Raw genomic sequence first — 23,281 nt, 5'->3', positions numbered from 1 at the left:
GTACCAGCAATCCCTTTTCGACAGCAACACGGTCGCCCTGGGCAAGAGGGTCCCCTTTCCTCGACGGAGTTCGCCCCGTATCCGCAGAAACGGTCATTCGTGAAGCGGCCCGAACGGTCCGAACGGTCGGAGAGGGGCGGTGTGCGCGGTGGGGATGGTGAGAGACGCGGGGATAGGGATTGAGTTCGAATCGCTGCGCATTGTCGTCCTCGGGGCGATACAACTACATTGCGTGTGACCAGCGTTGCTCTGCGCCAGGCGTGCGCGCAACGCCGTGTGCGTGCCAGACGGGATCTGTCACCTGAGGAAGGAAGGCCCAATGGGGCGGCGCAATGCGGAAGGCGGGGAGAAGGCAGCCGGTACGGCGGCCGTATTCGGTGAAGTGCTGAAGCATTCACGGGACTCCGTCGGCCTCACCCAGGCAGGGCTCGCGGAGAGAGTGCCGTGCGACAGGTCGTTCGTAGCACGAGTGGAGGCGGGGACGCGCGTGCCCGACGACAAGTTCACCGACACGTGTGACGTGGTCCTGCGGACCGGCGGGATCCTGCGCAAGCTCTGGGAAAAGATCGACTGGTATCCGGAGGTGGAGCACCCGGACTGGTTCAAGCGCCGTGCCGCCATGGACGCCCAGGCGGTGGCGCTGCGCGAGTACCAGAACCAGGTGATGCCCGGACTGCTGCAGACCGAGGACTACGCGCGCGACCTCTTCGCCCAGGTCGCCACCGGCGATGAATTGGAGGAGATGGTCCGCGCGCGTCTTAGCCGCCAACACCGGTTCCTTTCGACCGGAGGGCCTCTCCTCATTGCCGTTCTGGACGAAAGCTGTATCCGGAACGCCGTCTTCAGTGACACCGTCATGCGGAATCAGTGCGCACATCTGATCCGGGTGGGAAAGCTGCCCAACATTCGGGTGCAAGTCGTCCCGGCCGGCTCCCGGGGTGTCGTACGCCCCAGTACGTCCATGTCGCTCATCACCCTGCCCGACGGCCAGTTCTGGGTGTACTCGGAATCGCTCGACCGCGGGCACTTCAGCGACGATCCGGCGGTTACCGCCCGTCATGCGCAGTCCTATGATGTGCTCAGGGCGGATGCCTTGTCCGCTTCCGACTCTGCCGCGCTGATCCGTGACGCGATGGAAGGGTATGGCCACCATGAGGAACCGCGATGTGACGGCGGCGGCGTGGGTCAAGAGCAGCTACAGCAGCAACAACGGCGGAAACTGCGTGGAAATAGGCCTCGGTATCCCCGGATCCGTCCCTCTGCGTGACAGCAAGAGCGTCGAAGGTCCCGTACTCGTTTTCCGTACCGGTGCCTTCGACACCTTTCTTTCGGGCGTCAAGAGACCCCTTCCTTGAGAGGCCGCCACCTCGACCCGCTTTTCCGGCGTTTCGACGCCGCCTTTCCGTTCCGTTCCGCCGTAATCTCTGGCCGAATCCCCAGGAACACAGGAAAGGCAGGGTGCACCACGTGCTCAGCACCGACTTCGTGACCGGCTCCCCCAACTGGCTCGACGTCGCCGCCCCCGACATCGACGCCTCCGCCGCCTTCTACACCGCCGTTTTCGGCTGGACCTTTCAGTCGGCCGGGCCGGACGCCGGGGGGTACGGCTTCTTCCAGCAGGACAACAGGACGGTCGCGGCCCTCGGGCCCCTCACCGACAGTGGTGCCGAACCCGCCTGGTCCCTCTACTTCAAGAGCCCCGATGCCGACGCCACCGCCCGGTCCGTCACCCAGCACGGCGGCACCGTACGCGTCGCCCCGGCGGACGTGATGGACGCCGGACGCATGGCGTGCTTCACCGACCCCCAGGGCGCGGACTTCGCCATCTGGCAGCCCGTCTCCGTCCGCGGGCTCGAAGTCACCTGCGAGCGCGGCGCCCTGTGCTGGGCCGAGCTGCACACGGCCGACGACGCGGGTGCGCTCGCCTTCTACCGGGCCGTCCTCGGCTGGCGCTTCCAGGAGTTTCCGGCGCCCGGCATGACGTACACCGTGCTCTCCACCGGCGAGGGCGATCAGGAGGACGCCACGTTCGGCGGGGTCGTGCGGGCCGAGGGCGGCGAGGGAGCGCGCTGGCTGCCGTACTTCGGCGTCGACGACACCGACGCCCTGGTCGCGGCGGTGACGGGGCACGGCGGCTCCGTCGTCCTGCCCGCCGCGGACGTGCCCGACGTCGGCCGCGTCGCGCACCTCGCCGACCCCTCCGGCGCGCGCTTCGCGGTCATCAGGCCCGCCCCGCAGCGGGAGGCGTAGCGCACCTCGCCGGCCGGACACAACGGAAGGGCACGCCGTGTGCTTCCACGGCGTGCCCTGTTCCCGTTCTCCCGGTGACTACGAGGCCGGTGTGTGCCCCTTGTCGCGCGCCCCTCCTGTCGCCTTCTCGGCGGACGTCGCCGGCTGCGCCGTCTGCGCCGTCGCCGGCTTCTTCAGCGAGCCGAGGTCGTGGGCGTACGTCCCCACGGCGTTCGCGATCACGTCCACATTGGTGTCGAAGGCCCGCATGCTGATGTTGGAGAGGTCGTCGCAGGCCGCGTGGTAGCACGGGTCGTACGCCACGCCCGCCTCGCCTCCGTACCGCGCCGCCTGCTCCGGCGACTTGATGCCCTCCGCGCCGGTGAACGTGCCGCCCGAGGCGATGCCCGCGTCCATGAAGGGCCCGTAGTCGGAGCGGCCGTCGAAGTCCGTGCCCTCGTGCGGAACGTTTCTGCTGTCGAGGAAGTCGGTGATGCCCTTCTCGATCTGCGCCGAACCCTCGGGGCCGGCGCCCGCGCCCTCGCCGTCCGAGTCATCACCGTCGTAGACGAACTGAGCGGGGTTCGGTGAGGCGATCATGTCGAAGTTCAGATAGAGCGAGATGTCCGCGCGCTGCCGGTCGGTGAGCTTCCCGACGTACGACTCGGCGCCCAGCAGGCCGAGTTCCTCCGCCGACCACCACGCGAAGCGCACCTTGTTCGCCGGCCGGTCGTGCGTTCTGGCGAGCTTGAGCGCGACCTCCAGCAGCCCCGCGGAGCCGGAGCCGTTGTCGTTGATGCCGGGGCCTTCGGTGACCGAGTCGAGGTGGGCGCCGAGCATCACCGTACGGTCGGAGCTGCCGCCCCTGGTCTCGGCGATCACGTTACGGGTGGTGCGCTCCTCCTGGAGCTGGCGTACGTCCAGGGAGACCGTCACGGGACCGGCCGCCACCTCGGCGGCCAGCGCCTCGCCCGCCTCCTGGGTGACGCCCCCGGTGGGGATCACGCCCGCCTCGGGGCCGCCGAGCGTGCCGCTGAGCGCGCCCTCGGTGTTGTTGTAGATGACCGCGGCGACCGCCCCGGCGGCGCCGGCCTCCCGCTGCTTGTCGGCGAAGGAGCAGCCGCCGCGCTGGACGAGCGCGACCTTGCCCGTGTAGTCGGCGGAGGCGTAGTCGACGGCCTCGCATCCCGTCGTCGCGTCGAGCGGTACGGCGGCCAGCTCGGCCCGTACGCCGCCCTCCGGGGTGGACTTCGTGTACGACATGGCGGTGATCGTCACATCGCGCTGGGCGGGCGCGGTGACCGTCAGCTTCTCGGCGAGGGTCTCGATGTAGGTGATGTCGAAGGTGTCGTACGAGACCTTGTAGCCGGCCTTCTTGAGCTGGCCGTACACATAGGCGGCCGAGGCATCGTGGCCGGTCGTGCCGGCCGCGCGGTTGCCGTTCGACTCCTCCGCGATCTGCTGGAACCGCTCCAGATGGCGGTACGCGTCCTTCGCGGAGGCCGAACGCACCAGCTTCTTCGAGAGTTTCGCGGCGTTCCGCGCGGCTTCCCTCGCCGGGTCGTGCGCGTGTCCGGCGGCGGGGGAGGCGGCGGAGAGCAGAAGCGGGGCGGCGAGCGCGGTGGCGGCTGCGACGGCCATGAGTCTGCGGGACGTTGCGATCACAAGGGTCCTTCCGGTGCGAACGAATGTGAGCGAATGCCGGAGAAAAGTAGCGAGTGCCGCGTCATCTGGGAACAGATGGGGCTCAGTTCGCCGAAGATCGTGATCGGTTCCGGTCCCGCGCGTGGCTCAGCGCTCCGTGGCCGGTTTGGTCGCCGGCTTCGTCGCCTTCGTCGCCTTCGTCGGCTTCACGGTCTTCGCCGCTTTGGCCGCGCGCTTCGCCTCCTGCTTGAACGCCCGTACCTTCGCCAGCGATTCGGGGCCGGTGATGTCCGCCGCCGAGCGGTACGCGCCCTCGTCGCCGTACGCGCCCGCCGCGGCGCGCCAGCCCTCCGGCCGTACCCCGAACTGCTTGCCCAGCAGCGCCAGGAAGATCTGTGCCTTCTGCTTCCCGAAGCCGGGCAGTTCGTTGAGGCGCTCCCGTACCTCGGCGCCGGTGGCGATGGAATGCCAGAGCGCCGTGGGGTCGCCGTCGTAGTGGTCGACCAGGTACTGGCAGAGCTGCTGCACGCGCCGGGCCATCGACCCGGGGTAGCGGTGCACGGCGGGCTTGCCGGAGAGCAGGGCGGTGAAGGCGTCGGGGTCGTACGCGGCGATCGCGTGCGCGTCGAGGTCATCGGCGCCCATCCGGACCGCGATGGTGTACGGGCCGGAGAACGCCCACTCCATCGGGACCTGCTGGTCCAGCAACATGCCGACCAGGGCGGCCAGGGGGCTGCGGCCGAGCAGTGCGTCGGCCTCGGGTTGCTGTGCGAGACGGATGGTGGCGCTCATGGGCCGATGATCACCCGGGCGCGGCAGAACACGCGGACAACACGCGCCGACGATGTGCTCATATGACTATTTTGTGGTCCGTATGGGCGAGTGGAGGGGCGGGTAGATCGCGGTGCAGGCTCCATCGCTCGTGCTTTCGTGAAAGGCCGCTCAACCGTGACGCACCCCTTTGAACTGCCGGATTTCTACCTGGCGTATCCGGCCCGCCTCAATCCGCACCTGGAGGAGGCCAGGAAGCACTCCAAGAAATGGGCCAGGGACATGGGCATGCTGGAGGGCTCGGGCGTCTGGGAGGAACACGACCTCGACTCCCACGACTACGCGCTGTTGTGCGCGTACACCCACCCCGACTGCGACGGACCGGCGTTGTCGCTGGTCACCGACTGGTATGTGTGGGTCTTCTTCTTCGACGACCACTTCCTGGAGGTCTACAAACGGCCGCAGGACCGCGAGGGCGGCAAGGCGTATCTCGAACGGCTCGCGGCCTTCATGCCGATGGACCTGTCGGCCGGATTCCCCGAGCCGGCCAACCCCGTCGAGGCGGGGCTCGCCGACCTGTGGGCGCGTACGGTCCCGAGCATGTCCCTGGAGTGGCGGCGGCGGTTCGCCGAGTCCACGGAGAACCTGCTCAACGAGTCCGACTGGGAACTGGCGAACATCAACGCGCAGCGCGTCGCGAACCCCGTCGAGTACATCGAGATGCGCCGCAAGGTGGGCGGGGCGCCCTGGTCGGCGGGGCTGGTCGAGTACGCGGCGAACGCCGAAGTCCCCGCCGCCATCGCGGACTCCCGGCCGCTGCGGGTGCTGAAGGAGGCGTTCTCGGACGCGGTGCATCTGCGCAACGACCTCTTCTCGTACGAGCGGGAGATCCAGGAGGAGGGCGAGCTGAGCAACGGTGTGCTCGTCCTGGAGACCTTCCTCGGCTGCACGACGCAGGAGGCGGCGGACGCGGTCAACGACCTGCTCACCTCCCGTGTCCAGCAGTTCGAGAACACCGCGCTGACCGAGCTGGGGCCGCTCTTCGCCGAGCGGGGGCTCGGCCCGCAGGAGTGCGCCGACACTCTCGCGTACGTGAAGGGGCTCCAGGACTGGCAGTCGGGCGGCCACGAGTGGCACATGCGCTCCAGCCGGTACATGAACGGGGTGGGCGAGGACACGGCGACCGGGGAAGGCGGCTCCGGGGCGGGCGGCTCCGAGGGCGCGCCGCCGCCGTTCTCCATGACGCCCGTCGGGCTCGGTACGACCGCCGCCGACATCGCGCGCGCCATGGGGCTGGGGACGATCACCCCCCGGAGCTTCGGCGCGGGCGGGGCGGCCCGGGTGCGCAGCCACAGCCATGTGCCCTTCCAGCACGTCGGACCCTCCGTACTGCCCGACTTCGAGATGCCGTTCGCGCTCTCGCTGAGCCCGCATCTCGACCACTCCCGCGACCATGTGGCCGAGTGGGCCCACCGGATGGGCATCCTGGAGGCGCAGCCGGGGCTGCCGGGATCCGGTGTCTGGGACGAGGAGCGGCTGCGCAGAATCGATCTGCCGCTCTGCTCCGCCGGTATCCATCCGGACGCCACCGAGGAGGAGCTGGACCTGACGTCGGACTGGCTGACGTGGGGGACGTACGGGGACGACTACTTCCCCGCCGTCTACGGCAACACGCGTGATCTCGCGGGCGCCAGGGCGTGCAACGCGCGGCTCTCCCTCTTCATGCCGGTCGACCTGTCGCCGCCACCGCCACCGGCCACCGGGCTGGAGCGCGGGCTGGCCGATCTGTGGATCCGTACGGCGGGCCCCATGGAGGAGTCCGCGCGGCGCACGTTCCGCACGGCGGTCGAGGACATGACGGCGTCCTGGCTGTGGGAGCTGGCCAACCAGGCGCAGAACCGTGTCCCCGACCCTGTCGACTACATGGAGATGCGCCGCGCGACCTTCGGCTCGGACATGACGATGGCCCTGTGCCGGCTGGGTCACGGCCGTCAGGTGCCGCCGGAGCTGTACCGGACGGGGCCGATGAAGTCCCTGGAGAACGCGGCGCAGGACTACGCGTGTCTGCTCAACGACGTGTTCTCGTACCAGAAGGAGATCGAGTTCGAGGGCGAGGTGCACAACGCCGTGCTCGTCGTGCAGAACTTCTTCAACTGCGGCTACCCGGCTGCACTGTCCGTCGTGGACGACCTGATGAAGTCGCGGATGCGCCAGTTCCAGCATGTCGTGGTCCATGAACTTCCGGTGCTGTACGACGACTTCGCGCTGGACGACAACGCGCGCCGGGTGCTCGACGGTTATGTGCGGGAGCTGGAGAACTGGCTCTCGGGGATCCTCAACTGGCATCACGGCTGCAAGCGTTACAAGGAGCACGAACTCCTGGAGGACCGGGCCGGAATCACCCGGTGGCTGCCTCCGGTGCCGACCGGGCTCGGTGTCTCGGCGGCGCGTGTCCGGCTTCCGGGATGGACGCCGACGGGCGGGCCCGCGCGCCCCGCGTTCCCGTCCGCTGTCCCCCAAATGGCCCAGTAACCCCCCTGCCCGGCAAGGAGTTTGACATCCGGTCGACGTGGTCGGCGCCGATCGTGAACCGGATGGGGGCCTTGAGTGGCGAGCGGGCAGGCCCGGGGGGCCCGGGGTGCGCGGACGGCGGTGCTGGAGGCCGTCGCCGGATGGGTCCCGGGCGAGCCGGTCCGTAACGAGACACTGCCCGCCGCGTGGGGCGTGGACGACCAGTGGGTCCGTACGCGTACGGGCATCGCGTCCCGCCACCGCGCCGGGCCGGGGACGGCGACCGGGGACCTGGCGTACGAGGCGGCGCGGCTGCTGATCGGCGACGCGGGCGGCGGGGCCCCGGCGGACCCCGTGTCCCGGCGCGGCCCCGGGGCGCACCAGGGCTACGGCGCGCGCGGGGGCCTCGCGGGCTCCGGGTTCCACGGGGGCCTCGTCGGCTCCGGGATCCACGGAGGCCCCGAGGGTTCCGAGGGCGGCTGTGAGCGGGCCGCGTGCGGTGCGGCGGCGGTGGACCGGGCGGTGGACGGTGTGGACGCCGTGGACGCCGTCGTGCTGGCCACGGCCACCCCCGACCACCCCTGCCCCGCGACGGCGCCCGAACTGGCGGCGCGGCTGGGGCTCGGCGCGGTGCCCGCGTTCGACCTGGGCGCCGTGTGCAGCGGCTTCGTCTACGGCCTCGCCGTCTGCCACGGCCTGGTGGTGTCCGGGCTCTACGACCGGGTGCTGCTGGTGGGCGCGGACACGTACTCGACCTGGCTGGACCCCCGGGACCGCTCGGCGGGCGTGGTGTTCGGGGACGGCGCGGGGGCGGCGCTGATCGCCGCAGGCAGAACCGGTTCCCCTGGCGAGCTGCTCGGGTTCGACCTGGGCAGCGACGGCTCGGGGCGCGAGCTGATCACCGTGGCGGGGGGCGGCTCGCGGGCCCGCTCCCGGACCAGGCATCCCGCCCCGGAGCGGTCCGCTCCGGCGGCCGGGAGTGACCGGGCGGGTCCGGCGGCCGGGAGCGACGCGTTCTTCCGGATGCGCGGCCGGGCCGTCTACCAGCACGCGGTCGAGCGGATGACGGGCTCCTGCCGGTCGCTGCTGACCACCGTGGGCTGGGACGCGGCCGAGGTGGACCACTTCGTACCGCACCAGGCCAACGCCCGCATCCTGCGGGCCGTCGCCGACCGGGTGGGGATCGGCGCGGACCGCTGCGTCACCCATCTCGACCGCGTCGGCAACACCGGCGCGGCCTCCATCCCCCTGGCCCTGGCGGACGCGGCGGCGCGGGGGCGGTTCCGCGCGGGCGACCGCGTGCTGCTCACCGCGTTCGGTGGCGGCCTCACCTGGGGGACGGCGGCCCTGAGCTGGCCCGGAACCGTACGGGCCGCGCCTCTCGACGGAAGGTACGCACCATGGGAAGGAACGCATCATGACGGGGACGGCTGAGCGGGCGGCGCGGGCCGGGGTGGCGGTGACCGGGCTCGGGGTGGTGACGCCCGCGGGCATCGGCGAGCCGGCCTTCTGGGCGGGGCTCTGCGCGGGACGCTCCGTCGCCCGGCGCCGACCCGAACTGGCGGGCATGCCGGTCGACTTCGTGTGCGCGATCGGCGACCCGGGGGAGGCAGCGGCGAACGGGGAGCCGCCAGGACCGGCGTCGCCGATCGCCCCGGGGCCCGGCACCCCGTACTCCTCGTACTCCCCGTACTCCCCGTCCTCCCCGTCCTCCCCGGAGACCCGCTACGGTCCCCACGCGCCGCATCGTGCGCACGTCCCGCCCGCTTCGTCGTACAGCGTGCTCGACGTGGACACGGCGGTGGGCGGGCGCTCCGTGTGGCGCATGGCGCGGTTCGTGAAGCTGGCGCTGATCGCCGCGCGGCAGGCGGTCGCGGACGCCGGGCTCGACCCCGCCACCTGGGACGGCGGCCGGGTCGGGGTGGTCCTCGGCGTCGGCGTGGGCGGGGTCTCCGTACTCGCGGACAACGCGCTCAAGCTCCAGGAGCACGGTCCGCAGTCCGTCTCGCCGCTGCTGGTGCCGATGATGATCCCGAACGCGGCGGCCGGCGAGGTCGCCATCGCGCTCAAGGCCCGGGGGCCGAGCCTGGCCCCGGTGACCGCCTGCGCGTCCGGCGCGACCGCGCTCGTCGTCGCCCGTGACCTGCTGGTCGGCGGGCAGTGCGACGTGGTGGTCGCCGGGGGCGCCGAGTCCGTACTGACCCCGCTGGTGGTGACGGCGTTCGCACGGATGGGCGCGCTGTCGACGCGTACGGACGACCCGGCCGGGGCGTCGCGGCCGTTCGCCGCCGACCGGGACGGCTTCGTCATCGGGGAGGGCGCCGGGATGCTCGTCCTGGAGCGGGAGGCGGACGCCCGCGCCCGGGGCCGGGTGCCGCGCGCGCTGCTGACCGGCGCGGGATCGAGCACGGACGCGCACCATCCGACGGCGCCCGCGCCGGACGGCCGGACCGCGCAGGTGGCGGTGGAGACGGCGCTGCGGGAGGCGGGGTGGAGCGCGGGCGACGTCGAGCACGTCAACGCGCACGGCACCTCGACGCCGCTCAACGACGCCATGGAGGCGTCGCTGATCGAGCGGGTCTTCCCGCACGGGCCGCCGGTCACCGCCGCGAAGGGCGTGGTGGGGCACACGCTGGCGGCGGCCGGGGCGATCGAGGCGGTGGCGACCGTACTGACCCTGGAGCACGGGCTCATCCCGCCGATCGCCAACCTGGACGCGCCGGCCGTCGAGTTCGATCTCGACTGCGTGACGAAGGAGGCGCGCCGGCAGCGGGTGCGGAGCGCGGTCAGCCACAGCTTCGGCTTCGGCGGACACAATGTCGCACTGGCGTTCGGGAGGGTCTGACGGGGTGTGAAGCGGGCGGAACGTGCTGGTGGCGGGCGCGTGAGGCGGATCGGCCGAACGAATGTCTTGTGGCCCTGAGCACGGCAAAGTCGTTTCTTCATCAACCGTCGCTCGTTCTTCTCAGGTGAGCGTAATGATCAACAGCGGTGCCGTGGACGCGGGGAAGGCGACGGCGCGGCGGCTGACGCGCGTGCTGTACGGAGACGACTTCGAGCGGGAGCACGGACCATGGCGCCGGTTCGCCGCCGACGGCCTCTTCCGCAGCCGCCCGGACACGTCCCCCGGGGAGCGGCTGTCCCTCGCGTACGAACGGCTGCGGGCGGTGAACGGCGCGATCGACAGCCCGGCCGGCCTGGCCGCCGACCCGCGCGGGGTCGCGGCGCTGCACGAGTGGCTGGCGCCGGTCGACCCGTCCTTCACGACCGTGGCCGGCATCCACTACAACCTCTTCCTCGGCAGCCTCCTCGACCTCGACCACACCGCCGACGGGGACCCCGGGGACGCCGAGCGCGATCTGACGGACTTCCTCACGCTGCGCCGGATCGGCACCTTCCTCTGTACGGAGGTGGCGCACGGCAACGACGCGGTCGCCCTGGAGACGACGGCCACGTACGACCGCGCCAGGGACGGCTTCGTCCTGCACACACCGCACGCGGGCGCGCAGAAGTTCATGCCCAACACCAGCACCACGGGCGGCGCGAAGAGCGGGGTGGTGGCCGCCCGGCTGCTCGTGGACGGCGCCGACCACGGCGTCTTCCTCTTCCTGGCGCCGCTGACGGACGGCTCGCGCACGCTCCCCGGGGTACGGGTGCGGCTGCTGCCCGAGCGGTTCGGCAGCCCGCTGGACCACTGCGTGACCTCGTTCGACCGGGTCTTCGTCGGGCGGGACGCGCTGCTGGGCGGCGTACGGGGACGGCTCGGCCGGATCACCGGGGACGGCGCCTTCAGCAGCGCGGAACGCAACCGGAGGCGCCGCCTCCTGGCCTCGATCGGCCGGGTCAACGCCGGAAAGCTCTCGATGAGCGCGGGCGCACTCGGCGGGGCGCGCGTCGCGCTGGCGCTCGCCGTACGGTACGGCGGGCACCGGCTGATCACCGGGCCCCGGGCGGCCGAGCGGGTGCCCGTCTTCGCGCACCGCAGCCATCACGGCCCGCTGACCGGGGGCCTGGCGACGGTCTTCGCGATGACGCTGCTGCACCGTACGGTCGTCGACGCGTGGGAGACGCGCACCGAGGCGAACCGGGGCGAGACCGAACGGCTGGTGGCGGTCGCCAAGGGATGGATCACCTGGCGGGCGCGCGAGATCATCGTGGAGTGCCGTGAACGGTGCGGCGCCCAGGGACTGTTGGAACACAACGGCATGACCGAGATGCTGGCGAACATCGAGGGCGCGATCACGGCGGAGGGCGACAACACCGCGATCTACGCGAAGGCGGCGGCGGAACTGCTCTTCTCGGCGGGGAATCCGGCGGGGGGTGCGGTGGGGAATCCGGTGAGGGTTGCGGCGGGGGTTCTGGCTCCGGTCGCCGTCACGGACGCCGACATGGACATCGCCCGGGAGCCGGCTCCGGGTACGGACGCCGACCGCGACACCGCCCCCGACGCCGACCCGGGCGCCGATTCCGGTGAACGTGACGCGAATTACGTCTCCCTGGAGCTGTCCGACACGGGCCATCTGGGTGATCTCCTGCTGGCCGTCGAGCAGTTGTGGCTCGACCGCGCCCGCCGCCGGATGGGCCGCGCCCCGCAGGGCGACCCCCTCGTCCGCTGGAACGCGGCGTCCGGTGCCGCGCTGCGCGCCGTGGAGGCGCACGCGTACCGGCGGGCGGCCGAGGCGTACACGGCGGCGGAGCGGCAGCTGTGGAAACGGGAACCGAGGGATACGGAGCCGGGCGCGGAGCCCGGGTCCGTACCCGCCTCCGCGCCCGGCTCCGCACCCGCCCTGCTCCGCTCGCTGCACCTGCTCTTCGCCCTCCAGTGGATCGACCGCAACAGCGGTGACCTGCTCGCCCATGGCCTGCTGGCCCCCCGTCACCTTGATGAACTCCCCGAGGCGATCGAGCGCCTCATCGCGGAGCTGGCCACGTACGCGCCCACCCTGGTCGAATCCTTCGCGCTGCCCGAGGAGATGCTCGCCGACCGGCCCATCGCCGGCCCGGGGTACGCCGACGCGTACGACGACCCGGAGGGCGCGTGGACCGTCTCGGAGGCCCTGCCACGGTGCGCGACCTGCCGGCGGTCACCGCCGCCATCCGCGCCTCTATCAGATCGATTTCATGTTGTCCATCGGCTTTTGAGGTTTATCAACACTTTGAGAAACTTGCCGCGCTGAGCCCCTTGAGTACCTTGAGTGCCTTGAGTACCTTTTGAAAGGACATGCCATGAATGCGACCCGTCAGGCGATCCATCCGAAGATCACAGAGGTCCTTGCCGAGACCTTCAAGGTGCCGGCCGTAGAGATGCACCCCGAAGCCACCATGGACAGCCTGGAGATGGACTCCCTCGCGGTCGCCGAGTTCGCCGTCATCATCAAGGAGAAGCTGGGCGTCGACGCCGACTCGGAGACGCTGCTCAAGGGCGCCACCCTCGCCGAGATCACCGAGTTCCTCGACAAGGCGGCCGTGGGCGTCGGCCGATGACCGGTGCGGCCAGGCCCGCCGTCGCCGTCACCGGACTCGGGATGATGACCCCGGCCGGGAACGACACGGAGTCCACCTGGAACGGGGTGTGCGCGGGCGTGTCCCCCGCGCGTACGGTGCCCGAACTGCGGGGCTGTGTCGTCGACTTCGCCTGTACGGTCGACGGCATCGATCTGGACGCGGCGATCGGCGGGCGAACGGCCTTCCGGATGGGCCGGCATGTGAAGTTCGCGCTGCTCGCCGCGCGCGAGGCGGTCGCCGACGCCGGGCTCGACCCCCGGAGCTGGGACGGCACCCGGGTCGCCGTCATCGTCGGGACGAGCAGCGGGGGTTCCGCGAGCGTGACGGAACAGGCCGTCGCGCTCGACCGGCGCGGCCCCGAGGCCATCTCGGCGACCGGGACCCTGCTGACCATCCCCAACATGGCGGCGGCCGAGATCGCCATCAAGATGCGGGCCACCGGGCCCAGCATGGCACCCTGCACCGCCTGTTCGACGGGGGTGACGGCGCTGTCCGTGGCGCGCGACCTGCTCACCACCGGACAGTGCGACATCGCCGTGGCGGGCGCCACGGAGGCGACCGTCTTCCCGCTCGCCATGACCGGGTTCGCACGGTCGGGCGCCGCCGCCGTCGCGGGCCCCGGCGACGACCCGGCGCTCCTCTGCCGCCCCTTCGCCGCGGACCGCGCGGGCCTGGTGATGGGCGAGGGCGCCGCGATCATGGTGCTGGAGCGGGAACAGGACGCGCGCTCGCGTGGCGCACGCCCCCGCGCGCTGGTCGCGGGCGTCGGCGCCACGACCGACGCCCACCATCCGACGAGCCCGCACCCTTCGGGCGCCGTCGCGCGGCGGGCCGCCGAGGTGGCGCTGCGCGACGCGGGCTGGCGGCCCGGCGACGTCCAGCACGTCAACGCGCACGGCCCCTCGACCCCGCTGGGCGACGCGACCGAGGCCGCGCTGATCAGCAGGGTCTACCCACACCGGCCGCCGGTCACCGCGCCCAAGGGCGTGCTGGGCCACTGCATGGGGGCGGCCGGGGCGATGGAGGCGGCGCTGACCGTCCTCACCCTCCAGCACGGCGTCGTACCGCCGATCGCCAACCTCGACGCGCCCGCTGTCGAGTTCGACCTCGACTGCGTGACGAAGCAGCCGCTGCGCCAGCGGATCGACCGGGCGGTCAGCCACTCGTTCGGCTTCGGCGGCCACAACGCGGTACTGGCACTGGAACGCGCCTGAGCCCCGGCCCGTACGCCTCGTGAGCCCCGGCCCGTACGCCTCGTGAGACGCGGGACGAGGCGTACGGAACCACACCCGGCGCCGGCCCGGCCCACCCCCTTCACCCACCCATCACCCCCCTCGTTCGGAGACCCCCATGCGCAGGTGCCCGCCCCTCCGGGGCCGTACCGCCGTCATCACCGGCGCCGCGCGCGGCGTCGGCGCACAGCTCGCCCGTACCCTCTCCGCGCGAGGCGCCCGGGTCGCCCTCGTCGGCCTGGAGGAGCGGGAACTTGCCCGGGTGGCGACGGAGTTGGCCGGTGAGACCGCCTACTGGCACGTCGATGTCACCGACGCGGACGCGCTGCTCCGTACGGCACGCTCCGTCGAAGCGCTCTTCGGTACGGTCGACATCGTCGTCGCCAACGCGGGCGTCGCGAACGGCGGCCTTTTCCGGCACGCCGACCCCGAGACGTGGCGGCGCGTTGTCGAGGTCAACCTCTTCGGCAGCGTCAACACCGCCCGCGCCTTCCTGCCCGCGCTGATCCGGTCGCGCGGCTACTACCTCCAGATCGCCTCCCTCGCCGCCGTCGCGCCCACCCCGCTCATGACGGCCTACTGCGCCTCGAAGGCCGGCGTGGAAGCCTTCACGCACTCCCTGGAAGCCGAGGGCGCGCACCACGGCGTACGCACCGGGGTCGCCTATCTGAGCTGGACGGACACGGACATGGTGCGCGCCCCGGAACAACAGGCCGCCCTCGGCCGCCTCCGCGCCGACCTGCCCTGGCCCACCCGCCGCACCTACCCCCTGGTCCCGGCGGTGGACCGCATCACCTCAGGCATCGAACGCCGCGCCCGCCACGTCTACGCCCAACCCTGGCTCAGGGCCGCCCAGTTCCTCCGCGCCACGCTCCCCGCCCTGGCCACGCGCAACGCCCGTCACGCGGTGGCCGAGCTGGAGTCCCGCTCAACGGCTCCGCTACCGGCACAGGCCCCGGCGGTCGCCGGTCCGGTGGGGTGATCCTGTCGGCGGGGGAGGGTAGCGCCGAGTCATCGGTTCACTGCAAAGCGCCATCGAGCAGGTACTTTGGGCGCTAGTGTTCACTTCTCGCGCCGCACTTGTGCGGTGCGTCACATGAGCGCGACGCGATGGGCCGCCCGTTTGGGGACGCGGTGGCCCCGTAGTGGGGGGTGGGTGCGACACCATGCACGAGATGACCAAGGGGGCCAACGTCGGGCTGGGTTCTCTGAGCGAGGATGCCACGACGGTACGGGTGGGGCTGAGTTGGAGCAGCGAGACGGGGCACGGCGACGCCGATGTCTCCGTACTGCTCCTGGGAGATCAGGGAAAGGTCCGCGGCGACGCGGACTTCTTCTTCTACAACAACCCGGTGGCGGAGGACGGCAGCGTACAGCTCCTGGGCAAGACGCCGACGGACAGCGGCAGCGAGGACCGGATCAGTGTCGACCTGTCGGTGGTCCCGGCGGACGTCGCGCGGATCGTGGTGGCGGCCAGCCGGGACGAGGGAGAGCGGTTCGGGGACCTCAACGGACTGCGGCTGACGGTCACCGACCGGGGCGGCGAGGGGCTGCTCGGGTTCTCCATCGACGACGCGGGGGCCGAAGGCGCCTTCGTCTTCGGGGAGTTCTACCGGCGGGCCGGAGATTGGAAGTTCCGGGCCATCGGGCAGGGGTACGAGACGGGGCTGGCCGGTCTGGCGACGGACTTCGGTATCGACGTCGACGACGCGGCGGAGCCCCTGGAGGCCGTCGCGGATCCCGCCGCGGAAAGTCCGACCGACGCCAAGTCCTCTGAGCGCACGGGGAGTCCGGGGGCCCCGGAGGCCGCGTCCCCTCCCGCCGCCGTCCTGCCGGCCCAGGCGATCCCGCGCGGGGAGCAGGCCGGGCCGGCCGCGCGCCGGCCCCGTACCGTACGGAAGAAGGTGACCCTGCCCAAGGTCGCCAAGAAGTCCCTGGCGGAGAACGACACCTGGCGCTCCGCGCGACTGTTCCCCGTGCCCTCGCTCAAGAGCGACCGTGAGCGCGAGACGCGCGCGACGTCCGTGCTGCTGTCGGTCATGGCACAGGTCCCCGAGTTCGGGCGGCGGCTCACCGCCGGGTTCGGGGCGCCGGCCGGGCGAATGGAGACGTTCACCGAAGTCTCTCTGCCGTACGGCGACGCCCGCACCGGCGAGTCCAGGAAGCGACCCGACGGGGTGATCCGGGTCGAGCGGGCGGGAAAGCTGTGGACGGCCCTGATCGAGACGAAGACGAACGGCAATCCGCTCAAGGCGCAGCAGGTGCAGGACTATCTGGACATAGCGGCCAGACGTGGGTACGAGGCGGTCATCACGCTGGGAAACGACGTCGCCCTGGAGGGCAGCCCGCTGGTCGACGTCAAGATCGACGGTCGGCGCAAGCACAAGGTCGTGCTGTGGCACCTGTCCTGGGCGGAGGTAGCGCACCAGGCGCAGTTGCTGATCCGTCACGAGGGGGTCGGGAACGCGGCGCACGCCTGGCTGCTCCAGGAACTGCTGCACTACCTCCAGCACGAGAACTCCGGCTGCCACGGCTTCCAGAACATGGGCCCCGCCTGGGTTCCCGTCCGTAAGGCCATCGACGACGAGACGCTGTGCCAGGGCGACGCGCGGGCCGTGGATGTGGTGGAGAGCTGGGAGCGGCTGGTCCGGCAGGTCTGTCTGCGCCTCGGCGGAGAACTGGGCCAGAAGGTGCTGCCCGTGCAGCGCGTACGGCGGGCGGCCGACCCGACGGCCCGGCGCGGTGCGCTCGCCGATCTGCTCTGCCGGGAGGGGCGGCTCCACGCGGAGCTGCGGATCGAGGGCATCCAGGGGATCCTCGCGCTCACCGCGGATCTGCGGACCGGCAAACTCCGTACGTCCGTCGACATCCCCGCACCCGACCAGGGCTATCCGCTGGCCTGGGCGAAGCGGCTGATCCGGCAGCTCTCCGAGGCACCGGCCGATCTGCATGTACGGACGTTGCTGGCGGAGCACGGCGACGGACCGCGCGGCACGCTGGAGCGGCTGCGTCCCGAGCCGGCGGATCTGCTGCCGAAGGGCGGTGGGGAGATCACCGGCTTCCGGCTCTCCCTCTTCAAGAGCATGGGGGCCACGCGCGGCACCGCCGAGTCCGGCTTCATCCGGAGCGTCGACGACGCGGTGGACCGCTTCTGGGGCAGCGTCGTCACCCCCCTGGAACGCCGACTCACCCCGCCCCGCCCGGCTGCCCGGCCGCTGTCGCCGCCGGCGTCCTCCCCGGCGTCCTCCCCGGCGTTGTCCCTGTCGTCCGGGGCTCCGGAATGAGGGAGCCCCGGAGATCGTGCTACGGCCGGAGCTGAGACCGGGCGATGGTGTGGGCGTCCGCCGATGAGGTCGTCGATGAGGTCGTCATGGCCGAGGACGTCGGTGAGCTTCGGACTCTCCGGCGTCACTGGTCCGAAGGGCGGTGTGGAAGGTGAGCCAGGCGGTGGGGGTGATGCGGAGGATGGGGCCGCGCTTGGCTTTGGAATCCCGGACGGCGATGGTGCCGGGTACGTTGTGGGCGACCTCGACGCACTCGCCGGTCTGCGAGCTGTAGGTGGACTTTACGAAGACGAATTCGATCACGAGTGCATCCCCTTGCCAATGCTTTCGATCAGGCTTACCGAGTCCTTGGGCGCGAGGCTCTTCCGAGCGGTTCGGTCGAAGAACGTGCTGTACACAGAGCTGTCTTCCTCGTTCTCCACCCACAGGGTAGAGGTGATCGTGTCCACGTGAACCACGTCGACCGATTCCGCTTCGGCAAACGAGACGATGTTGAAAGCATTTGCCATACAGGGGTGTCCACCAGACCGATACGGAAGCACCTGAAGGCGTACGTTCGGCAACTCGGCCATGTCAAGCAGATGTTCCATCTGCCCGCGCATCACCTCAGGGCTGCCCACCTGCTGCCGGAGCGCTGCCTCCCAGACAACCGCGTACACCTCCAGAGGGTGTTCTCCGTCAAGCCGGGCTTGGCGCTTCATCCGGACTTCTACGATCCGCTCGATCTCATCCGGATCGATCCATGCACCCTCGCTCACCGCGAGCGATCGAGCGTACTCCCGTGTTTGGAACAGGCCTGGAATGAAGGAGAGTTGCCACGTCCGTACAAGGCTGGCCGCGTCCTCCATCGCGATGTACTCGCGTAGGTTGTTCTGGTCGAGTGCGTTCCACCAGCCTTTCGCCCTGCGCCGCTCTCGGTCCAGCTTGGCCAAACGGACCAGGCTCGCAACGACGGCTTCGTCCTCGACTCCGTACAGCTTGCAGAGCGCGATGATGTCGGGATCCCGGAACGGCACCCAGCCTCGCTCCATCTTGGCGACCTTGGCCGCCTGTGCGCTGAGTACCTCTGCCGCAGCCGACTGATTGAGGCCGGCCGCGTCACGGAAGGCCAATAGCTGGCTCCCCAACTGCCGTGCCAGCACCGTCGATAGGCGGTTCGCTGAGCTCCCGCGTTTTTCTGCCACCACTCACGGCCTCCTCACGTTACGCATAGTCTGCACTCGCTCTCAGCGAGCGACAATCACTCTTCAGGGGATAATTATCTGCACGATATTGTCCGATGGCAACTCGGGGCGCTACGTTCGGTGCGCAGCCGCTCGCACAGCGGAGCCGCCTGGCGGAAGTGCACCGCCCTGCCCTGCCTAACGGCAGCCGCAGGCCTGGTATCGCCACCGCCGCGCTTCCGGCCGTACGGGCAACGCCCCCGACCGCACATGGAGGTGCGCGTCCATGTCTTTGCCCCTTGAAAGCCCCGATTCCGAGCCCGTGTTGTACGAGGACCGGCTGAACTACACGCCTGTGGCCGGCAGTGTGAGCCTGGCGCGGCACCGGACGTCACGGCTCATTGTCGAGTGGGGGCATCCCGAACTCGCCTGGGTCACGGGCCTGGTGGTGAGCGAACTCGGGACCAACGCCCTGCTCCACGGATGCCTGCGGGACCGGCTCTTCCAGGTTGCCGTCGTGCTGCGGTCCACCGTGTTCCGTATCGAGGTGAGCGACCCGCGTGGAGAGCGGCTGCCCAGGCTGCGGACCGCCGACGAGAACGAGTGCTTCGGGCGCGGGCTGCCGCTGGTCGTCCAGGTCACCGACCGGTGGGGAACCGAGCCCCGGGTCGTCGGCAAGACCGTCTACGCCGAGATCGACCTGAAGCCCGAGCCGTCCGGCTCGCTGCCCCGGCGGTGATCGCGGCCATGGCCGACGAGACGTTCTGGGGCGTCGTCGCGATCTCCATCAGCCTCATCGCGCTGGTATTCGGCGTGCTGTACGCGGCCCATGGGCGCCCCGGGCCGGAAGAGGGCGCCCCGGATCCGCCGTTCGTCGCGGCAGAGGAGACGTACTCGTACACCTGCCACTGCCATCGCGAACCGGTGCACATCACCATCCGCGCCCGCCAGGTGCCCCGCATGGTCGGACGCGGGCGCTGGCTGCTGTGAGGGTGGTGGGTGCGGGTTCGGGCGGTGCCTGTCGGGGTGGGCCCGGGGTGCGTTATGGCGGGCGGTCCGCCCCCTCCAGCTCTGATGGTCGCGGCTCCAGGGTGCGCGTCAAGGGCGCTCCTTCGTCGCGTCGGCTTCGCCGATGTCGCTGCGCTCCACCCTTGACCCGCACCCTTGCGCCGCTGGTAGAGCTTTTTCGGGAGGGGGCGGGGGGGAAGGGTCCACTGGAGAACACCGGTGCACTTGCGGTGGGTTGCAGGCTGGCGGGCCGGTTCGCCCTGCGGGGCGCGCGGTCGTGGAGTGGGGTGGTGGCGGCTTTCGTCAAGCGTCTACCGACCGGATAAGGGTTGGGCTTCATGCCCCGCTGGTCACTGTCCGATGGTGAGTGCGGGTTCAGGCGGTGGCCTGGCGGGGGGTTGGGTGTCCGTTGTTCCACTCGTGCGGACCGAAAGCTCCCCTATCCGGGACTCTCGGTCCATGCACCACTCTCTGAGCACCAACCCCGTCCCACATGTCACACCCGCCCCGAGGTCACCTGGCCTCTCCATCCACGGCGGGTGACCAGCGGGGCATGAGCCCTGGCCGGCATCCGGTGGGCGGACGCTTGACGAAAGCCGGGCCACCCCACACCACTCCCGCGTGCCCCGCAGGGCGAACCGACCCGCCAGCCTGCAACCCACCGACGGAACAGAGCAGTTCCCCAGTGGACCCTTCCCCCCGCCCCCTCCCCCCTGCCTTTTCCAGCGGCGCAAGGGTGCGGGTCAAGGGTGGAGCGCAGCGACATCGGCGAAGCCGACGCGACGGAGGAGCGCCCTTGACGCGCACCCTGGAGCCGCGATCATCGGATCAGGGAGGGGGCGGCCCGCCCGACACCACACACCCCCGGCCCACCCCGACAGGCCACCGCCCGAACCCGCACCCACCACCCGACAGTGACCAGCGGGGCATGAAGCCCAACCCCCATCCGGTCGGCAGCCGCTTGACGAAGCCCGTCACCACCCCACACCACTGTTGCGTGCCCCGCAGGGCCAACCGGCCCGCCATCCCGGCAACCCACCGGTAGGGCACCGCTGTTCCCCAGCGGACCCTTCCCCGACAGACCCGGCTCCCGCCCCGGCCCCGCCCCCTACTTCCGCAGCAGCAGGGTGATGCCTGCCACCACCAGGCCCAGGGCCACCGCCGACGCTCCGTACGCCAGGCGGTGTGACTTCAGGCCGGGGAGGAAGCGGTCGGCGGCGATGCGGCCGGGGCCGGTGAGGGCCAGGGCTGCGGCGCCTGCGGTCAGCAGGATCTCGTACTCGATGCCGGCCGGGGCGAAGAAGCTGCCCGTGCCCTTGACGGCGATGGCGTTGACCATCGTGCCGACCACGGCGGCGCCCATCAGCGGGGTGAGCAGGCCGATCGCCAGGCCCAGGCCGCCCAGGGTCTCGGTCAGCCCGGCCACCACGGCGAACGCCTTGCCGGAGGGGTAGCCGCTCATCGTGAAGAACGCGCCGGTGCCGTCCAGGCCGCCGCCGCCGAACCAGCCGAAGAGCTTCTGGCTGCCGTGCGCGGCCATCGTCAGGCCGAGGACGACGCGGAGCAGCAGCAGGCCGACGTCGTAGGCGTGGGGCGTGGAGGCATGGGCGCCGTCCCCGGAGGCGGAACCGGGGCGGGACAGGGGCGCGAGGGTGCTGGTGGGGGAGGACATGAGCGCGTTCTCTCCTGGGGTGAAGGGGGTGGGGGCCGCTTCGGTGAGGCCGTTCCGTGCCTGGCTCCGGTGAGCCACGGGTCATGGCCCACAAGGTGTGAGCCGTCCGCGAGCTTTCCTTGAAAGTTTAAGCAAAGGCTTGCGTTCACGACCGTACACAGTGATTTGAATTTGAACAACCGGTGCCTAGGATGGCGCCATGGACGAGCCCCGCTGGCTGGACGAGCACGAGATGGCCGCGTGGCGCGGCTTCATCACCGCCGGCATCCTCCTGGAGCGCCGCCTCGACCAGCAGCTCAAGGAGGACGCGGGCCTCTCCCACCCGCAGTACGAGATCCTGGCGCGCCTCGGTGACGCCCCCGGCGGCGAGCTGCGCATGAGCGGTCTGGCGGACCTCCTCCTCACCTCCCGGAGCGGGGTCACCTACCAGGTCGGGCAACTGGAGAAGGCCGGCCTCGTCACCCGCCGCGCCTGCCCCTCCGATGTGCGCGGCGTCATCGCCGCCCTCACCGACGCGGGCCGCGAGCGGCTGCGCGCCTCCGCGCCCGGCCATGTCGCCCTCGTACGCGAACTGCTCATCGACGTCCTCGACCGCGACCAGCTCGCCGCCCTCGCCGACAGCCTCGGCGCGGTCGGCCGCCGATTGCGTGACGGCGCACCGAGCGGCTGAGGGCCGGAGACAACCTGATCGGTCCCCCACCGCGTTCCACTGACGTGAGCGATCGAACAGGATGGCGAGGGCAGGCCGATGGATCCGGGCGACGGCGACTTCGAGGCGTTCGTCACGGCCCGGGGGCCCCGGCTGCTGCGCGTGGCGTGGCTGCTCACCGGGGACGCGCATCTCGCGGAGGACCTGCTCCAGAGCGCGCTCGCGAAGGTCTGGCCCAAGTGGTCCCGGATAGCGGGGGAGCAGCCCGAGGCGTACGTACGCAAGGCGATGATCCACCTGCATGCCTCCTGGTGGCGGCGGCGCTGGCGCGGGGAGCTGCCGTACGGCGAACTCCCGGACACGGCGGTGCACTTCGACGCGTACGCCAAGGTGGACCTGGAACAGTCGCTGGCGACGGCCGTACGGTCCCTGCCGGTGCGGCAGCGGGCGGTCGTCGTGCTCCGCTACTTCGAGGACCTGAGCGTCGAGGCCACGGCGGCCGCCCTCGGCTGCTCCACCGGCACGGTCAAGAGCCAGTCGTCCCGTGCGCTGCGCGCGCTGCGGGGCCTGCTGCCCGCGCCCGTGGAAGGCGGTGACCGCCGTGGGTGACACGGGGGCGGACCGGGACAGCCGGGAGAGCGAAGACGGGCGGGAGAGCGAAGGCAGCCGGGAGAGTGCCGAGGAGCGGGAGCTGCGTGTCCTGCTCGAACGGGTCGCGCCCCGGCTGTCCGGCCCCGAGGACCGGCTGGCGCGGGTACGGGAGCGGGTCGTCCGGGGGCGCCGCAGGCGCCGTACGGCCGGAGCCGCCGGAGCGGCCGTGGCCGGGCTCGTGCTGGCCGGCGCGCTGCTGCCCGGTGTGGTGCGCGGCGGCCCCGAACGGGTGCTGCCCGCCGCCACCGTGCCCGGCCCCGTACCGACCGCCGACCTGTCGCCGTCCACGGCGCGGGACCGGTCGGGTGAAACACCGGCCCCGGACGGCGCCTGGGTCAGCTTCACGCACCTGCGGGGTCTGACGCTGCGTCCGCCCTCCGGCTGGTACACGCTCGATCTGCCGCCGGACGGCGAATCCGGGGTGGCGGCCAGGAGCTTCGTCTCGTCCCGGCCGCTCACCCCGGACGACCGGAGCTGCCCGGCCGGGCAGCGGTACGACTGTCCGCCGCTGCGGACGCTCGGTCCGGACGGCGCGCTGGTCACGCTGGTCGCGCAGGGTGCGGACACGCCGCCGGGCACACCCCCGTCTCCACCGCCGTACCCATCGCCGGAGACGGTCGGGTCGCCGTCCGGGCTGCGTCAGTTGGAGAAGCTCTCCGCCGGGTGCAGGCGGATCGGCGGGACGCGCGAGTACAGCGTCCTGCTGGACGGTACGTCGGCCGCCTCCGACAGCCCCACCCTCACGCCCGGCAGGGACCGCTCCGGCGCCTCCGGCTCCCCGGGCCCCACCCCCGCCGTCCCGGTCACCCCCGTCGCCGCCGTCGGTCTGTGTGTCGCGGGCGACGCGCCGGGGACCGTGGAGGCCGTCCATACGATGATCACCGGCGCAGACTTCGACGCAGGAACCGCATCCTCATCCGCCCCTCCTCCCTTCCTCAGGAACACGAAATGAGAGGCCCGTA

Annotated in this window: 21 protein-coding genes; 16 read left to right on the top strand and 5 right to left on the bottom strand. The window is 71.3% G+C overall.

Annotated elements, in window-relative coordinates:
- The first annotated feature begins 319 nt into the window (after nt 1-319).
- The 3 genes from ACIQ7D_RS06960 to ACIQ7D_RS06950 all read left to right on the top strand — a co-directional run bounded on the left by ACIQ7D_RS06960 (nt 320) and on the right by ACIQ7D_RS06950 (nt 2,250).
- Nucleotides 320-1,267 (top strand): Scr1 family TA system antitoxin-like transcriptional regulator, encoded by a 948-nt coding sequence (locus ACIQ7D_RS06960; RefSeq protein WP_403934368.1) that lies wholly within the window; start codon nt 320-322, stop codon nt 1,265-1,267.
- Complete coding sequence (locus ACIQ7D_RS06955) at nt 1,224-1,355, top strand: DUF397 domain-containing protein (RefSeq protein ID WP_403934366.1); 132 nt, start codon at nt 1,224-1,226, stop codon at nt 1,353-1,355. The genes ACIQ7D_RS06960 and ACIQ7D_RS06955 overlap by 44 nt, the downstream gene beginning before the upstream one ends.
- A 112-nt stretch (nt 1,356-1,467) precedes the next feature.
- The gene (locus ACIQ7D_RS06950; RefSeq protein WP_403934364.1) at nt 1,468-2,250 is read left to right on the top strand and encodes a VOC family protein; all 783 of its coding nucleotides are present in this window, start codon (nt 1,468-1,470) and stop codon (nt 2,248-2,250) included.
- A 78-nt stretch (nt 2,251-2,328) separates the two neighbouring features.
- Here ACIQ7D_RS06950 and ACIQ7D_RS06945 read toward each other — a convergent pair whose 3' ends face one another.
- Together ACIQ7D_RS06945 and ACIQ7D_RS06940 are read right to left on the bottom strand one after the other, a co-directional pair.
- Entirely contained in the window at nt 2,329-3,870 is a 1,542-nt protein-coding gene (locus ACIQ7D_RS06945; RefSeq protein WP_403935046.1) for a M28 family metallopeptidase, read from the bottom strand.
- Between the two features lie 150 nt (nt 3,871-4,020).
- Nucleotides 4,021-4,665, bottom strand: a complete 645-nt coding sequence (locus tag ACIQ7D_RS06940) for an HhH-GPD-type base excision DNA repair protein (protein WP_403934362.1) — start codon at nt 4,663-4,665, stop codon at nt 4,021-4,023.
- A 156-nt stretch (nt 4,666-4,821) separates the two neighbouring features.
- Here ACIQ7D_RS06940 and ACIQ7D_RS06935 point away from each other — a divergent pair, with 156 nt between their 5' ends.
- The 8 genes from ACIQ7D_RS06935 to ACIQ7D_RS06900 all read left to right on the top strand — a co-directional run bounded on the left by ACIQ7D_RS06935 (nt 4,822) and on the right by ACIQ7D_RS06900 (nt 17,176).
- Nucleotides 4,822-7,176, top strand: a complete 2,355-nt coding sequence (locus ACIQ7D_RS06935; protein ID WP_403934360.1) for a germacradienol/geosmin synthase — start codon at nt 4,822-4,824, stop codon at nt 7,174-7,176.
- A gap of 75 nt (nt 7,177-7,251) precedes the next feature.
- The gene (locus ACIQ7D_RS06930; protein ID WP_403934358.1) at nt 7,252-8,589 is read left to right on the top strand and encodes a beta-ketoacyl-ACP synthase 3; all 1,338 of its coding nucleotides are present in this window, start codon (nt 7,252-7,254) and stop codon (nt 8,587-8,589) included.
- On the top strand, nt 8,573-10,000 hold the full coding sequence (locus ACIQ7D_RS06925; protein WP_403934356.1) for a beta-ketoacyl-[acyl-carrier-protein] synthase family protein: 1,428 nt from the start codon (nt 8,573-8,575) through the stop codon (nt 9,998-10,000). Before ACIQ7D_RS06930 ends, ACIQ7D_RS06925 begins: the two co-directional genes overlap by 17 nt.
- A 133-nt stretch (nt 10,001-10,133) precedes the next feature.
- Nucleotides 10,134-12,332 carry an acyl-CoA dehydrogenase gene (locus ACIQ7D_RS06920; protein ID WP_403934354.1) on the top strand — a complete coding sequence of 733 codons (2,199 nt, stop codon included), beginning with the start codon at nt 10,134-10,136 and terminating at the stop codon, nt 12,330-12,332.
- A gap of 49 nt (nt 12,333-12,381) precedes the next feature.
- Complete coding sequence (locus ACIQ7D_RS06915) at nt 12,382-12,639, top strand: acyl carrier protein (RefSeq protein WP_403934352.1); 258 nt, start codon at nt 12,382-12,384, stop codon at nt 12,637-12,639.
- Nucleotides 12,636-13,874 carry a beta-ketoacyl-[acyl-carrier-protein] synthase family protein gene (locus tag ACIQ7D_RS06910; RefSeq protein WP_403934350.1) on the top strand — a complete coding sequence of 413 codons (1,239 nt, stop codon included), beginning with the start codon at nt 12,636-12,638 and terminating at the stop codon, nt 13,872-13,874. Before ACIQ7D_RS06915 ends, ACIQ7D_RS06910 begins: the two co-directional genes overlap by 4 nt.
- 136 nt (nt 13,875-14,010) lie before the next feature.
- Nucleotides 14,011-14,874 carry an SDR family oxidoreductase gene (locus ACIQ7D_RS06905; RefSeq protein ID WP_403934348.1) on the top strand — a complete coding sequence of 288 codons (864 nt, stop codon included), beginning with the start codon at nt 14,011-14,013 and terminating at the stop codon, nt 14,872-14,874.
- Between the two features lie 184 nt (nt 14,875-15,058).
- Nucleotides 15,059-17,176: a TerD family protein gene (locus tag ACIQ7D_RS06900; RefSeq protein WP_403934346.1), complete on the top strand. Its 2,118-nt coding sequence runs from the start codon at nt 15,059-15,061 to the stop codon at nt 17,174-17,176.
- 84 nt (nt 17,177-17,260) lie between these two features.
- Here ACIQ7D_RS06900 and ACIQ7D_RS06895 read toward each other — a convergent pair whose 3' ends face one another.
- Together ACIQ7D_RS06895 and ACIQ7D_RS06890 are read right to left on the bottom strand one after the other, a co-directional pair.
- On the bottom strand, nt 17,261-17,479 hold the full coding sequence (locus ACIQ7D_RS06895) for a DUF397 domain-containing protein (protein WP_403934344.1): 219 nt from the start codon (nt 17,477-17,479) through the stop codon (nt 17,261-17,263).
- Nucleotides 17,476-18,363: a helix-turn-helix domain-containing protein gene (locus ACIQ7D_RS06890; protein ID WP_403934342.1), complete on the bottom strand. Its 888-nt coding sequence runs from the start codon at nt 18,361-18,363 to the stop codon at nt 17,476-17,478. Before ACIQ7D_RS06890 ends, ACIQ7D_RS06895 begins: the two co-directional genes overlap by 4 nt.
- Nucleotides 18,364-18,625: 262 nt before the next feature.
- On the opposite strand from ACIQ7D_RS06890, the gene ACIQ7D_RS06885 reads away from it, so the two are divergent.
- Together ACIQ7D_RS06885 and ACIQ7D_RS06880 are read left to right on the top strand one after the other, a co-directional pair.
- On the top strand, nt 18,626-19,078 hold the full coding sequence (locus ACIQ7D_RS06885) for an ATP-binding protein (RefSeq protein WP_403934340.1): 453 nt from the start codon (nt 18,626-18,628) through the stop codon (nt 19,076-19,078).
- An 8-nt stretch (nt 19,079-19,086) separates the two neighbouring features.
- Complete coding sequence (locus ACIQ7D_RS06880) at nt 19,087-19,329, top strand: hypothetical protein (protein ID WP_403934338.1); 243 nt, start codon at nt 19,087-19,089, stop codon at nt 19,327-19,329.
- 1,126 nt (nt 19,330-20,455) lie between these two features.
- Here the strand turns inward: ACIQ7D_RS06880 and ACIQ7D_RS06875 are convergent.
- The gene (locus tag ACIQ7D_RS06875; protein ID WP_403934336.1) at nt 20,456-21,019 is read right to left on the bottom strand and encodes a DoxX family membrane protein; all 564 of its coding nucleotides are present in this window, start codon (nt 21,017-21,019) and stop codon (nt 20,456-20,458) included.
- A gap of 199 nt (nt 21,020-21,218) precedes the next feature.
- On the opposite strand from ACIQ7D_RS06875, the gene ACIQ7D_RS06870 reads away from it, so the two are divergent.
- The 3 genes from ACIQ7D_RS06870 (at nt 21,219) to ACIQ7D_RS06860 (ending at nt 23,271) form a co-directional block, all read left to right on the top strand.
- Nucleotides 21,219-21,689: a MarR family winged helix-turn-helix transcriptional regulator gene (locus ACIQ7D_RS06870; RefSeq protein ID WP_403934334.1), complete on the top strand. Its 471-nt coding sequence runs from the start codon at nt 21,219-21,221 to the stop codon at nt 21,687-21,689.
- A 78-nt stretch (nt 21,690-21,767) separates the two neighbouring features.
- On the top strand, nt 21,768-22,277 hold the full coding sequence (locus tag ACIQ7D_RS06865; RefSeq protein ID WP_403934332.1) for a SigE family RNA polymerase sigma factor: 510 nt from the start codon (nt 21,768-21,770) through the stop codon (nt 22,275-22,277).
- Nucleotides 22,270-23,271, top strand: a complete 1,002-nt coding sequence (locus tag ACIQ7D_RS06860; RefSeq protein ID WP_403934330.1) for a hypothetical protein — start codon at nt 22,270-22,272, stop codon at nt 23,269-23,271. The genes ACIQ7D_RS06865 and ACIQ7D_RS06860 overlap by 8 nt, the downstream gene beginning before the upstream one ends.
- Nucleotides 23,272-23,281 lie beyond the last annotated feature (10 nt).

It is taken from the genome of Streptomyces sp. NPDC096310 (assembly GCF_044763125.1).
In the GTDB taxonomy this organism is placed as follows: Bacteria; Actinomycetota; Actinomycetes; order Streptomycetales; family Streptomycetaceae; genus Streptomyces.
Note: the sequence above shows the minus strand (reverse complement) of the source record. Positions and strands in the feature narration are given on the sequence as shown.